Origin of the sequence: Thalassovita mediterranea, from assembly GCF_001458435.1 — a bacterium.
Lineage (GTDB): Bacteria > Pseudomonadota > Alphaproteobacteria > Rhodobacterales > Rhodobacteraceae > Thalassobius > Thalassobius mediterraneus.
Genome location: NZ_CYSF01000012.1, coordinates 130,519 through 143,321, shown reverse-complemented (window position 1 = coordinate 143,321; position 12,803 = coordinate 130,519). Strand labels below are relative to the sequence as shown.

The 12,803-nt window shown below is 60.0% G+C and carries 9 protein-coding genes; 6 read left to right on the top strand and 3 right to left on the bottom strand.

The window, feature by feature from the left end:
- Positions 1-19: 19 nt before the first annotated feature.
- The 3 genes from polA to TM5383_RS11880 all read right to left on the bottom strand — a co-directional run bounded on the left by polA (position 20) and on the right by TM5383_RS11880 (position 3,819).
- Positions 20-2,827, bottom strand: a complete 2,808-nt coding sequence (polA, locus tag TM5383_RS11890) for a DNA polymerase I (RefSeq protein WP_058319256.1) — start codon at positions 2,825-2,827, stop codon at positions 20-22.
- Positions 2,828-2,930: 103 nt separating this feature from the next.
- On the bottom strand, positions 2,931-3,557 hold the full coding sequence (locus tag TM5383_RS11885; protein ID WP_268807766.1) for a TIGR02117 family protein: 627 nt from the start codon (positions 3,555-3,557) through the stop codon (positions 2,931-2,933).
- A 79-nt stretch (positions 3,558-3,636) separates the two neighbouring features.
- On the bottom strand, positions 3,637-3,819 hold the full coding sequence (locus TM5383_RS11880; protein ID WP_058319254.1) for a zinc-finger domain-containing protein: 183 nt from the start codon (positions 3,817-3,819) through the stop codon (positions 3,637-3,639).
- A gap of 76 nt (positions 3,820-3,895) precedes the next feature.
- On the opposite strand from TM5383_RS11880, the gene TM5383_RS11875 reads away from it, so the two are divergent.
- From TM5383_RS11875 to purH, 6 genes are all read left to right on the top strand, one after another.
- Positions 3,896-4,825 (top strand): ABC transporter ATP-binding protein, encoded by a 930-nt coding sequence (locus tag TM5383_RS11875; RefSeq protein ID WP_058319253.1) that lies wholly within the window; start codon positions 3,896-3,898, stop codon positions 4,823-4,825.
- Between the two features lie 161 nt (positions 4,826-4,986).
- Positions 4,987-5,688 (top strand): 2-dehydro-3-deoxygalactonokinase, encoded by a 702-nt coding sequence (locus TM5383_RS11870; protein WP_058319252.1) that lies wholly within the window; start codon positions 4,987-4,989, stop codon positions 5,686-5,688.
- 90 nt (positions 5,689-5,778) lie between these two features.
- Entirely contained in the window at positions 5,779-6,759 is a 981-nt protein-coding gene (gene deoC / locus TM5383_RS11865; RefSeq protein ID WP_058319450.1) for a deoxyribose-phosphate aldolase, read from the top strand.
- A 38-nt stretch (positions 6,760-6,797) separates the two neighbouring features.
- Entirely contained in the window at positions 6,798-9,143 is a 2,346-nt protein-coding gene (locus TM5383_RS11860; protein ID WP_058319251.1) for an aldehyde dehydrogenase family protein, read from the top strand.
- A gap of 247 nt (positions 9,144-9,390) precedes the next feature.
- A complete protein-coding gene (locus tag TM5383_RS11855; RefSeq protein WP_082645480.1) occupies positions 9,391-11,082 on the top strand; it encodes a heparinase II/III family protein in 1,692 nt (563 codons plus the stop codon).
- A gap of 23 nt (positions 11,083-11,105) precedes the next feature.
- Positions 11,106-12,695 carry a bifunctional phosphoribosylaminoimidazolecarboxamide formyltransferase/IMP cyclohydrolase gene (gene purH, locus TM5383_RS11850; protein ID WP_058319249.1) on the top strand — a complete coding sequence of 530 codons (1,590 nt, stop codon included), beginning with the start codon at positions 11,106-11,108 and terminating at the stop codon, positions 12,693-12,695.
- Positions 12,696-12,803 lie beyond the last annotated feature (108 nt).

The window sequence follows — 12,803 nt, the reverse complement described above, 5'->3', positions numbered from 1 at the left end:
CGAAGGATAGAGTCTAAGCTTAGTGCGCTTCGGCCCAGTTGGCACCACGACCAGCATCCACCACCAGCGGCACTGACATGTGCAGCGCAGGCGCGGCGGCGCCCTCCATTACCTCACGGGCGCGTTCCACGACCTGATCGGCGGCGGCCTCATCCACCTCAAAAATCAGTTCGTCGTGCACCTGCAACAGCATCTTGGCCGGCAGGCCCGCAATGGCGGCAGGCATCCGGATCATTGCGCGGCGGATCACGTCAGCCGCTGTGCCTTGGATCGGTGCGTTGATTGCGGCACGTTGGGCGAAACCAGCACGCGGGCCTTTGGCGTTGATCTCTGGCATGTGGATTTTACGGCCGAAAAGGGTCTGCACATACAGGTGTTCCTTGGCAAAGGCCTTGGTCTCTTCCATATAGGTGCGGATACCGGGGAAGCGTTCAAAGTACCGGGTGATAAAGTCCTGCGCCTCACCGCGTGGAATGTGCAGGTTGCGCGCCAGACCAAAGGCCGAAATGCCATAGATCACACCGAAGTTAATCGCCTTGGCCTGACGGCGGATTTCCGGCGTCATTTCGGACATCGGCACATCAAACATCTCGGACGCGGTCATGGCGTGGATGTCATGGCCATCCTTGAACGCCTGTTTCAGCGCATCAATGCCCGCCATTTCCGCCAGAATGCGCAATTCGATCTGGCTGTAGTCGAGCGACAGTAGGACTTTGCCCTCACCCGCCACAAATGCCTCGCGGATGCGGCGGCCTTCTTCGCTGCGGACGGGGATGTTTTGCAGGTTCGGATCGTTCGACGCCATCCGGCCCGTGTTCGCGCCGCTTTGCAGGTAGGACGTATGCACGCGGCCCGTATCAGGGTAGATGTGGTCCTGCAGCGCATCGGTGTAGGTCGATTTCAGCTTTTGCAGCTGACGGTAATCCAGCACGCGGCGGGCAAAGGTGTGTTCTGCCGCCAGATCCTCCAGCACGTCGGCGGGGGTGGACCATTGACCGGTCTTGGTCTTCTTGCCGCCTTCCAGCTCCATCTCTTCGAACAGGATCTTGCCGACCTGTGCGGGGCTTTGCACGTTGAATTCGTGGCCTGCCAGCTCATACAGCTCCGCCTCATAGCCCGCCATTTTCTGGGCAAAGGCATTGGACATCCGGCTCAGGACATCGCGGTCCACCTGAATGCCGGTCATTTCCATATCCTTCAGGACATGCACCAGCGGGCGTTCCAGCGTTTCATAGACGGTTGTGACCTGCTGCTGATGCAGTTGCGGTTTCAGCTTTTGCCACAAACGCAGGGTGATATCCGCATCCTCAGCCGCATATTTCACTGCATCTTCAATCGGCACGCGGTCAAAGGTGATGGCGGATTTGCCCGACCCCAGCAGGGTTTTGATCGGGATCGGCGTGTGGTTCAGATACCGTTCTGACAGCGCGTCCATGCCATGCCCGTGCATGCCCGCATGCAGCGCGTAGGAAATCAGCATGGTGTCATCAATCGGCGCCACCTCAATGCCGTAACGGGCAAAGATCTTGGCATCGTATTTCATGTTCTGGCCGATTTTGAGGATGCTTTCATCCTCCAGCAGTGGCTTCAGCACCGCCAGCGCCTGATCCATCGGCATCTGGCCTTCGGCCAGTTGGTCGGTGCCAAACAGATCATCCGCGCCCGCCTTGTGTCCCAGCGGCACATAGCACGCCTGACCCGCGTTGGAGCTAAGGCAGATGCCCACCAGATCCACCCGCATTTCATCAAGGCCGGTGGTTTCCGTATCCACCGCCACATAGCCACGACGGTAGGCAGCATCGATCCACGTTTGCAGTGCCTCGGCGTCCTTCACCCATTCATAGGCGTCCGCGTCAAAGGGCAGATCGGCGGGTTCCTCTGCCGCCTCCGCCGCGCCGCCGGATTGCGGGGTGTCATTGATCGCCGGCGCCTCAACCCCCAACTGGTCAGAGACCCGTTTGGTCAGGGTGCGAAACTCCATCTGGCTGAGGAAACCCACCAGATCCTCGGCCACAGGATCCTTCACCTCCAGATCATCGAGGGTGAAGTCGAGGGTCATGTTACAATCAAGCTGCACCAGTTTCTTGGACAGTTCGATCTGATCGCGTTTTTCAATCAGGGTCTGGCGGCGCTTGGGCTGCTTGATCTCGCCCGCGCGGTCCAAGAGCGACTCCAGATCGCCATATTCGTTGATCAACAGCGCGGCGGTTTTGATCCCGATCCCCGGCGCGCCCGGTACGTTATCGACAGAATCGCCCGCCAACGCCTGCACATCCACAACCCGCTCCGGCCCCACGCCGAACTTCTCAAACACGCCATCGCGGTCGATGCGTTTGTTTTTCATCGGGTCCAGCATTTCCACGCCGTCGCCAACCAGCTGCATCAAATCCTTGTCGCTGGACAGGATCGTCACACGGCCACCGGCATCACGCGCCTGATGGGCGAGGGTGGCCATGATATCGTCGGCCTCAAACCCCTCCATCTCTTTGCAGGCGATGTTGAAGGCGCGGGTGGCCTCGCGGGTCAGCGGCATCTGCGGGCGCAGATCCTCTGGCATCGCTTCGCGGTTGGCTTTGTACTGATCATACAGATCATTGCGGAACGTATGGCTGCCCTTATCAAAAATCACTGCCACATGGGTCGGCGCATCGGGGCCTGTGTTGCCCTCAACATAGCGCTGCAACATGTTGCAGAAGCCCGAAACAGCGCCGATCGGCAGACCATCAGATTTGCGCGTCAGCGGCGGCAGGGCGTGGTAGGCGCGAAAGATGAAGGCGGACCCGTCGATCAGATGCAGGTGACAGCCTTTGCCGAATTGGGTGGTCATACGAACTCTCCGCGCGTTGAGGGTTGGGCATTTTCTATACCTGCCGTGATCGCATGGATTGGGATCAGGGAACAGGGGGTCGGGGATCAATTTTGCCGTTCACTCATGGCGAATGGAAACGCCACACTGACAGACTGATCGAAGCAGGCAGGGATGTCCACGCGCCGAACTGCACACCAGCGTCCCGCAATTTTCGCCCGACCCAGACATTGCAGGTGTTGAAGATGTGAAAGCGATCCTTGGCGGCAAAAAACGTTCCGCGCAGCGCACCATCTGTTTTCACGGTGCGGCGTTCGGGCCCAAAATCAGAGTCTATTGCAGCAATTAGAGACTGATATTGCGCCGATGTCACCTGCACCCAGGACACCATATCTGGATTGCCGATAGGTCCCAGCACCTCAACCCGCATCACGGACTGGTCGCCAAATACACCGCGCAACACGGCCTGAACGCTCACGTCCTGATAGTCGCCAACGGTTGTGTAGAACATACGTGCGCCCCACCCGATCATCAGCCATTCCGCCTGCGGATGATCAATAGGCACATGAAACGCAGCCAGATCGGAAAACCTATCGCGGGTCTGATCGTCGAGGGGCAGAAGGAAATCGTTATGGATGGGACCGGAAACCAGACCAATGGTCACCGCATCACTATCTTGCCCAACCATCGCAGCGGATGGCGTTGTTTGGGCTTGCCATGTGACTGCGCCACCGATCATTGCTGCCGCAATATAACCAACGACGCAGAAGCAAAGCGCAACTGCTGCAGCGACACCTCCTCTGACAAGGCGCCGCAGGGTGAACAGAACCTTAGCCCTGATCAGCCGCGCCGCCTTTCAGCACGTATTTCGCGTCGCAGTAGGGGCATTCGACGTAACCGTCAGCCTCAGGGATTTGCAGCCAGACGCGGGGATGTCCCAATGCCCCTTCGCCGCCGTCACAGGCGATCTTGGACTTTTCGACGATTTTGGTCTCTGGCGCTTGGGTCGTCATGGGGGACGTTTCCTTTTGGCTGCAAAACTACTAGGTGCTGTTATGAGCGATACCACCAGCAGGGGCAAGACCAGCCATGAGCGACAACGCCATTGAAATCCGCAATCTGACCAAGACGTATCGCGGTAGCAAAGGTGCGCCAGAGAAACACGCGCTGAAGGGCATTGATCTGGACGTGCCGCGTGGGTCGGTCTTTGGTCTGCTGGGTCCGAATGGTGCGGGCAAATCTACGCTGATCAATATTCTGGCAGGTCTGGTGACCAAGACATCCGGTCAGGTGACGATCTGGGGCTTTGATCAGGATGTGAACCCACGACAATCGCGCGCCTCTATCGGGGTGATGCCGCAAGAACTGAACATGGACCCATTCTTTACCCCGAGCGGCTCGCTTGAGGTGCAGGCGGGCCTTTATGGTGTGCCAAAAAACGAACGCCGCACAGCCGAAATCCTGCGCCTGATCGGGCTGGAGGATAAGGCAAACGCCTATGCCCGCAGCCTGTCTGGCGGGATGAAACGGCGACTGTTGTTGGGTAAGGCGCTGGTACATGCGCCGCATGTACTGGTGCTGGACGAACCAACTGCGGGCGTAGACATCGAGCTGCGCCAGATGCTGTGGTCCAACGTGCGCAAGCTGAATGAACAGGGCATGACCATCATCCTGACCACCCATTACCTCGAAGAAGCCGAGGAGATGTGTGATGAAATCGCCATCATCAATCAGGGCGAAGTGGTTGCCCGCGATACTAAGGCAAACCTGATGGGCCAAATTGATGCCAAAACCATGGTGATCCACCCAGAAGCGCCGATCACCACGCTGCCCGAACACCCCGACGTCACTACCCAACTGCGCCCCGATGGCGCGCTGGCACTGTCTTATCATGCCAAACAAACCAGCGCCGAAGCGGTCCTTAACATCGCGCATTCTGCCGGAATCCAGATTCGCGACCTGCGGATCGAAGAAGCAGACCTGGAAGATGTATTCCTGAAACTGACATCGAGCCGCTAAGCTGGCGCTGCCAACAGGCAATTTTCGCCGTCGAACAGCCGCGTGCCAAGCTGTTATTTGGACGACACAAAAGTCATTGTAGAGTGTGGGGTTTTCCGGCCCCGTGCCCGTTTGGCAGCGCAAACATTGACCCTTTGGTCAATAAAACATAAGAGCGATACATGGAGAATTCAGACTGGATCGGTGTGGTTGCAGACCACGACACCCGCCTCGCGTGGCGGTTTTCGGGCGATACCCCGCAGGGGGTGGCGCGCGCGGATAGTTCTGCGCCGCAGATCATCACCTTCGGTGGTGCGGCCAGCCAGCCGGTTCCGGCCAAAGTGATCTGCCCCGCCCCCGGTGGCGCGCTGAGCCAGACACAACCGCTTGGCCTATTGCCGATGAGCAGCCGGTTGGCGCTGGCCGGTCTGTGTCGCGCGGCCAAGGATTTTGACGGCGTCGCCTGTGTGGTGGATGGCGATCAAAGTCACTGGGTCCAGATCAGCGCCGATGAGGCGGTGAGTTTCCAAAGCTACCTGACCCCATCGCTCGCCCGCAGCCTTGGCGCAGAGGGTAGTGAAACGCTCGACACTGATGCTCTTAGCGACACGCTGTCACGGCCCGAACGGTTGGCAACGCAACTGTCCAGCGCACAGGTGGCCGAAGATGCCGCCGCCACTCTGGGCCATTTGCTGGGCGCGGAACTGGCGGCGACACGACCGTATTGGCTGGGCCAACGGGTGGCGCTGATTGCCACAGGTCCCCTCAGCACCGCATACAAAGCGGCCTTTGCCAGCCAGCACCTGATGATGGAACACCGTGATTTGCACGACCTGCAACAACAGGGCATGATCGCCTGTAACGGCGCAATCGCTGACGGCTAAGCGCCCCAAAGACCCTATTCCCGAATTGATCCCCAACCGCAGTCCACGGAGGACAAGGTGACAACAGCTCAAGAACAGACCACAGATCAGCTGGACGCGCAGTCCAATGCGCAACTGCCGCAGCTGCATGAACCCCGCAACCCCGGCATGCCGCTTGACCTTGATTGGGTCGCGCGGGTGCAGGCCAACACCTCTGCCATCGAACGCCGCTGCGCCAGCCTGCCCGGTCGCCGTTCAGTCAAGAAAGACTATCAGGCCGCGTGGCTCCTCAAGGCGATCACCTGCATCGACCTGACCACCCTGTCCGGCGATGACACCGTGGGCCGGGTCGCCCGTCTGTGTGCCAAGGCGAAAACGCCAGTACGCGCCGACATTCTGGATGAACTGGGTGTTGAGGGCATCACCACCGGTGCGGTCTGCGTCTACCACGACATGATCGAAAGCGCTGTTGCCGCCCTGAAAGGCACCGGCATTCCGGTCGCCGCCGTGTCCACCGGTTTTCCGGCTGGCCTTTCCCCGTTCCACCTGCGGGTCGAAGAAATCCGTGAAAGCGTGAAGGCTGGCGCGAAGGAGATCGACATCGTCATTTCCCGCCGTCATGTCCTTAGCCAGAACTGGCAGGCGCTGTATGATGAAATGGTGGCCTTCCGCGAAGCCTGCGGTGAGGCGCATGTGAAGGCAATTTTGGCTACGGGCGAACTAGGTTCTCTGCGCAACGTTGCGCGTGCCTCGCTCATTTGCATGATGGCGGGGGCTGATTTCATCAAAACCTCCACCGGGAAGGAAAGTGTTAACGCGACGCTGCCCGTGTCACTGGTAATGATCCGCGCGATCCGTGATTACTATGACCGCACTGGTTACCGCGTGGGCTACAAACCCGCTGGCGGGATTTCCAAGGCCAAGGACGCGATCACCTATCTGGCCCTGATCAAGGAAGAGCTGGGCGATCGCTGGCTGCAACCGGACCTGTTCCGCTTTGGCGCCTCCTCCCTCCTTGGCGACATTGAACGCCAGTTGGAACACCACGTCACCGGCGCCTATTCGGCCAGCAACCGTCACGCAATGGCATAAGGGCCGCGTGCCCCAGATCGACACAGAAAGTCACAACAATGACCGTTAAAGAGATCTTTGAAACCATGGATTACGGCCCCGCCCCAGAATCCGCCGCTGACGCGCTGGCATGGCTGGTGGATCAGGGCGACCGCTTTGGCCACTTCATCGACGGCACCTTCACCACGCCGGGCGATGGGTTTGACAGTAAGAACCCTGCCACCGGCGAAACCCTTGCCACGCTCAGCCAAGCGACCCAAGCGGATGTAGACGCTGCCGTTGCCGCTGCGCGCAAGGCACAGCCGAAATGGGCCAAGCTGGGCGGCCATGGCCGCGCCAAGCATTTGTATGCGCTTGCCCGCCTGCTGCAGAAACATTCGCGCCTGCTGGCGGTTCTAGAAACGCTGGACAACGGCAAGCCGATCCGCGAAGCGCGCGACATCGATATTCCACTGGTGCAGCGTCATTTCTACCACCACGCGGGCATGGCGCAGCTGATGGCGGATGAGCTGCCGGGCCGTGAGGCGCTGGGTGTCTGTGGTCAGGTGATCCCGTGGAACTTCCCGCTGTTGATGCTGGCATGGAAGGTCGCGCCGGCATTGGCGATGGGCAACACCGTGGTGCTGAAGCCGGCCGAATACACCTCGCTGACCGCTCTGTGTTTTGCGGATATCTGCCGCAAGGCAGGCCTGCCCAAGGGTGTGGTCAACATCGTGACCGGCGACGGCGCGGTGGGCGAAATGATCACCACGCACGCAGGTATCGACAAGGTGGCCTTCACCGGTTCCACCTCTGTTGGCCGTCACATCCGTCGCGCCACCGCTGGGCAGGGTAAGGGTCTGACGTTGGAACTGGGCGGAAAATCCCCCTACATCGTCTTTGACGACGCTGACATTGATAGCGCGATCGAGGGTCTGGTGGATGCGATCTGGTTTAACCAGGGCCAAGTCTGCTGTGCAGGATCGCGCCTGTTGGTGCAGGAAGGCATCGCTGATCAGTTCCATACCAAGCTGAAGGCGCGGATGGACAAGCTGCGCGTTGGCAATCCGATGGACAAATGCATCGACATGGGCGCCTTGGCCGATCCGGTGCAGTTGCAGACCGTGACGTCGATGGTTGATGCCTGCGACAGTGGTGAGGTTTACCGCGCTACGGGTGATCTGCCTGCAAACGGTTGTTATTATCCGCCGACGCTCATCTCCGGCCTCAGCCCCGCTGATCCGCTGATGCAGGAAGAGATTTTTGGCCCCGTTCTGGTCACCTCCACCTTCCGCACGCAGGCAGAGGTGGTCGAGCTGGCGAACAACACCCGCTACGGTCTGGCGGCGACGCTGTGGACCGAAAACGTGAACCTTGCGCTAGACATCGCCCCGAAATTGGCCGCTGGCGTGGTCTGGATCAACGGCACCAACATGTTTGATGCCGCCGCAGGCTTTGGCGGTGTGCGCGAAAGTGGTTTTGGCCGTGAAGGCGGCTGGGAAGGTCTGAGCGCCTACACCAAACCGATCCGCAAAACCAAACCGCTGAAAAAGGTCGAAGCGTTCACCGGATCCGAGGTTGCCCCAATGGGCGTGGACCGCACGGCGAAGCTTTATATCGGTGGCAAGCAGGCACGTCCTGATAGCGGCTATTCCCGCGATATCTGGTCCAAACAAGGTAAACATCTGGGCGAGGTGCCGATTGCCAGCCGCAAGGACGTGCGCAACGCGGTTGAGGCTGCGCGTGGTGCCAAGGCGTGGGGTAAAACCACCGGTCACCTGCGGGCGCAGATCCTCTATTACATCGCCGAAAACCTCTCCGCCCGTTCTGAGGAGTTTGCCAAACGGATCAACGATCTGACCGGCGGCAAGGATGGTGCGCAAGAGGTGGAGGCGTCGATCCAACGTCTGTTCACCTATGCCGCATGGGCCGACAAATACGATGGCGCGGCCAAAGGCGTGCCGATCCGTGGTGTCGCCCTGTCGATGAAGGAACCGGTGGGTGTGATCGGTGCGATCTGTTCTGATGAAGCGCCTCTTCTGGGCCTCATCTCGGCCATGGCACCGGCGATTGCGATGGGCAACCGGGTTGTTCTAGCGGCGAGCGAGGCATTCCCGCTGGCGGCGACGGATTTCTATCAGATCCTCGACACGTCTGATGTGCCGGGTGGTGTGGTCAACATCCTGACCGGCCCGCACGCGGATCTGGCGGACACGCTGGCGAAGCACATGGATGTGGATGCTGTCTGGTGCTTCTCCTCCTCCGACCTGTCGGAAATGGTGGAACGTGAAAGTGCCAGCAACCTCAAACGCACTTGGGTCAACAACGGCGAAAGCCGCGACTGGCTGGGCGCCGACGGGCAGGGCAAACCCTTCCTTGAGGCGGCGACAGAGGTGAAAACCATCTGGATTCCTTACGGCGAATAAACCCGACTGCACTCGCAAACGGCAAAAAATCAACAGGGTGGGCGGATTGCCCACCCTTTTTCAATCAAACGCAATTGTGCGGTGACAGGTGCGCCAAATGCGCGTTATCGTGAGGCAAAATTCACGACCCCACCTTCGTGACGGCAGAGGCGCAAGAGGCAGAAACCACATGTCCGACCGGACGCAAAAGCAGCACGCGGCGACATCCCAGCCCCCCCAAAGTTTTGGCGCCCGCTATACGCGGTTGATGCACCGTTGGCATGCCCGCCGCGCAACCCGCGCGCGTCCCGCAACAGGGTTTGTCAGCCAACCCGAGCCGCGCACCATCGGCACCTTTGCACGTGGCCGACAACTGCTTGCTGGCAATTACCTATTTGCAGGCCATCTTGTCGAAGCGCAGGGCACCACACTGTGGGACGTCCCGCCCCCAGATCAAATGTGGCAAGAGGAAACGCAGGGCTGTGTCTGGCTGGATGATCTGGCCGCAGTGGGCGACCCGCGCACCCGTGACTTGGCCGCTAAATGGGTCTGGGCGTGGATTGACGCCTATGGACAAGGCACAGGCCCCGGCTGGACACCTGATTTGACCGGCCGCCGGATCATACGCTGGATACACCACGCATTGTTTCTACTGCGCGGGCAGGACGCCGAAGCCTCAGAGGCGTTTTACCGCACACTGGCCCATCAGGCGATTTTCCTCAGCCGCCGTTGGCACACCACCACCCCCGGCTTGCCACGGTTTGAGGCATTGACCGGACTTCTATATGCAGGCCTCTCGCTCGAAGGGATGGAGGCACAGGTCGCCCCTGCAGTTAAAGCGCTGGCCAAAGAATGCCGCACACAGGTCGATGCACAAGGCGGCATTCCGACCCGCAACCCCGAAGAACTGCTGGAGGTGTTTACCCTGCTCAGCTGGGCGGCAGCAGCACTTTCGGAAAGTGGGCAACCTGTCGACCCAGACCATCAAGCAGCCATCGAACGCATCGCACCAACCCTGCGCACCCTTCGACATGCTGATGGCGGTTTGGCGCGGTTTCACGGTGGCGGACGCGGGCTGGACGGGCGGCTAGATGGTGCGCTTGCTGCCTCTGGTGTCAAAGAACGGATGCCCGACGGCCTTTCGATGGGCTATGCCCGACTTAGCGCCGGACGCACATCGGTGATTGTCGATGCAGCCCCACCGCCAAACGGCAAAGCCTCTGGCAATGGCCATGCTTCAACATTGGCGCTGGAACTCACCTCCGGGCGCAGACCGCTTGTGGTGAACTGCGGATCAGGGGCCGTCTTCGGCAGCGATTGGCGGCGTGCCGGACGTGCAACGCCCAGTCATTCGACCCTATCGCTCGAAGGATACTCATCCTCACGGTTGGCACCGCGCGCGGGCCGAGAAGAACTGCTGGATGCGATGCCCAACCGTGTACCGGTTCAAATTTCTCAGGCACCGGACGGTATCCGGTTCGAGGGCGGGCATGACGGCTATGGCCGCACCCACGGCCTGACCCATGCACGCACACTTGAACTGACCTTTGATGGTCGCGGCATGGCGGGAGAAGATCTGCTGGTCGCGCTGGAAGGCGCCGACAAACAGCGATTTGATAAGGCAATGGATCGCGTGACCCTACAGGGCATTCCGTTCCAAATCCGGTTCCACCTGCATCCCGAAGTAGACGCAACCGTCGACATGGGCGGCAGCGCAATCTCACTCGCGCTGAAAAGCGGCGAATTGTGGGTGTTCAGACATGATGGCACGCTACAAATGGCGCTTGAACCGTCAGTTTACCTCGAAAAAGGGCGTTTGAAGCCCCGTGCAACAAAACAAATCGTTTTATCTGGGCGCGCAATGGATTATGCGACACGCATCCGGTGGTCGCTTGCCAAGGCCCAAGACACGCCGATCAGTGTGCGCGATCTGAACCGGGAAGAGCTGGACCTGACCTGAACAAGCAGAGAGCTACCCAAATTATGACATCTCCCAACGCCATCCGCCGCGCGCTGATTTCCGTATCCGACAAGACCGGTCTGATTGACCTGGCCAAAGCGCTAAGCGACCGTGGTGTTGAACTGCTGTCCACCGGCGGATCCGCCAAGGCGATCCGCGACGCAGGCATCCCCGTTGTGGATGTGGCTGATGTGACCGGCTTTCCTGAAATGATGGACGGTCGGGTGAAAACCCTGCACCCCAAGGTGCACGGCGGCCTGCTGGCCCTGCGCGACAACGATGCGCATGTGGCGGCGATGGACGAACACGGCATTGGCGCCATCGACCTGCTGGTGGTGAACCTCTACCCGTTTGAGGCCGCGCTGGCCCGTGGTGCCGATTATGACGAGATGATCGAAAACATCGACATCGGCGGCCCTGCGATGATCCGCGCCGCCGCCAAGAACCACGCCTTCGTCACCACGGTTGTGGATGTTGAAGATTACAGCGATCTGATCGCGGAACTGGACGCCAACGACGGCGCGACCACTTACGCCTTCCGTCAGCGTTTTGCCCAGATCGCCTATGCGCGCACCGGTGCCTACGACGCAGCTGTCTCCACCTGGATGGCCAGCGCAATTGGCGAAGAAACCCCGCGCCGCCGCGTGTTCGCGGGCACCTACGTGCAGGGTCTGCGCTACGGTGAAAACAGCCATCAGGGTGCCGCGTTCTACAGCGATGGGTCTGGCCGTCCGGGCGTTACGGCTGCCCAGCAGCATCAGGGCAAGGAACTGTCCTACAACAACATCAACGACACCGATGCCGCGTTTGAACTGGTGTCGGAATTCCTGCCCAAAGACGGTCCCGCCTGTGCGATCATCAAGCACGCCAACCCCTGCGGTGTCGCACGCGGCGCGACGCTGGAAGAGGCCTATTCCAAAGCGTTTGATTGCGACCGCACCTCTGCCTTTGGCGGCATCATCGCCCTGAACCAGCCGCTGGACGGCGCCACCGCTGAAAAGATCACTGAGATCTTTACCGAGGTGGTCATCGCCCCGGGTGCCGACGACGCAGCGCGTGAAATCTTCGCCAAGAAGAAGAACCTGCGCCTGCTGACCACCCCCGCGCTGGCAGATACCAGCGATAAAGGTCTGGCCTACCGTCAGGTGTCGGGCGGGATGCTGGTACAAGACCGCGACAACGGTTTCATCGGTATGGATGACCTGAAGGTTGTGACCAAACTGGCCCCGACGCCGGAACAGATGCGCGACCTGCTGTTTGCGTGGAAGGTGGCGAAACACGTCAAATCCAACGCCATCGTCTACGTCAAAGATGGTGCGACCGTTGGTGTTGGTGCCGGTCAGATGAGCCGTCTGGACAGTGCCCTGATCGCTGCGAAAAAGGCCGAGCGTATGGCTGACGCAATGGGTCTGCCGGAACCGCTGACCAAAGGCTCCGCTGTGGCGTCTGACGCCTTCTTCCCCTTCGCGGACGGCCTGCTGGAAGCGGCCGCTGCAGGTGCATCCTGCGTGATCCAGCCGGGTGGCTCGATGCGCGATGATGAGGTGATTGCCGCCGCCGATGAGGCTGGTTTGGCGATGGTTTTGACCGGTATGCGTCACTTCCGTCACTAAATTCCCCTTAGGCGGAAAAACGTATACGCTAAAAAAGCACTTGTTTCCGGCGGGTTTGTGGTACACTTGCCGGAAACAAATAGAAAATGAGAGGGCCCGCCAAAGTGG

What these genes read in the sequence shown, in the direction of transcription:
- polA (WP_058319256.1), bottom strand. Translation starts at nt 2,827, where the DNA reads ATGACCACCCAATTCGGCAAAGGCTGTCACCTGCATCTGATCGACGGG.
- TM5383_RS11880 (WP_058319254.1), bottom strand. Translation starts at nt 3,819, where the DNA reads ATGACGACCCAAGCGCCAGAGACCAAAATCGTCGAAAAGTCCAAGATC.
- TM5383_RS11875 (WP_058319253.1), top strand. Translation starts at nt 3,896, where the DNA reads ATGAGCGACAACGCCATTGAAATCCGCAATCTGACCAAGACGTATCGC.
- TM5383_RS11870 (WP_058319252.1), top strand. Translation starts at nt 4,987, where the DNA reads ATGGAGAATTCAGACTGGATCGGTGTGGTTGCAGACCACGACACCCGC.
- TM5383_RS11860 (WP_058319251.1), top strand. Translation starts at nt 6,798, where the DNA reads ATGACCGTTAAAGAGATCTTTGAAACCATGGATTACGGCCCCGCCCCA.
- TM5383_RS11855 (WP_082645480.1), top strand. Translation starts at nt 9,391, where the DNA reads ATGCACCGTTGGCATGCCCGCCGCGCAACCCGCGCGCGTCCCGCAACA.
- purH (WP_058319249.1), top strand. Translation starts at nt 11,106, where the DNA reads ATGACATCTCCCAACGCCATCCGCCGCGCGCTGATTTCCGTATCCGAC.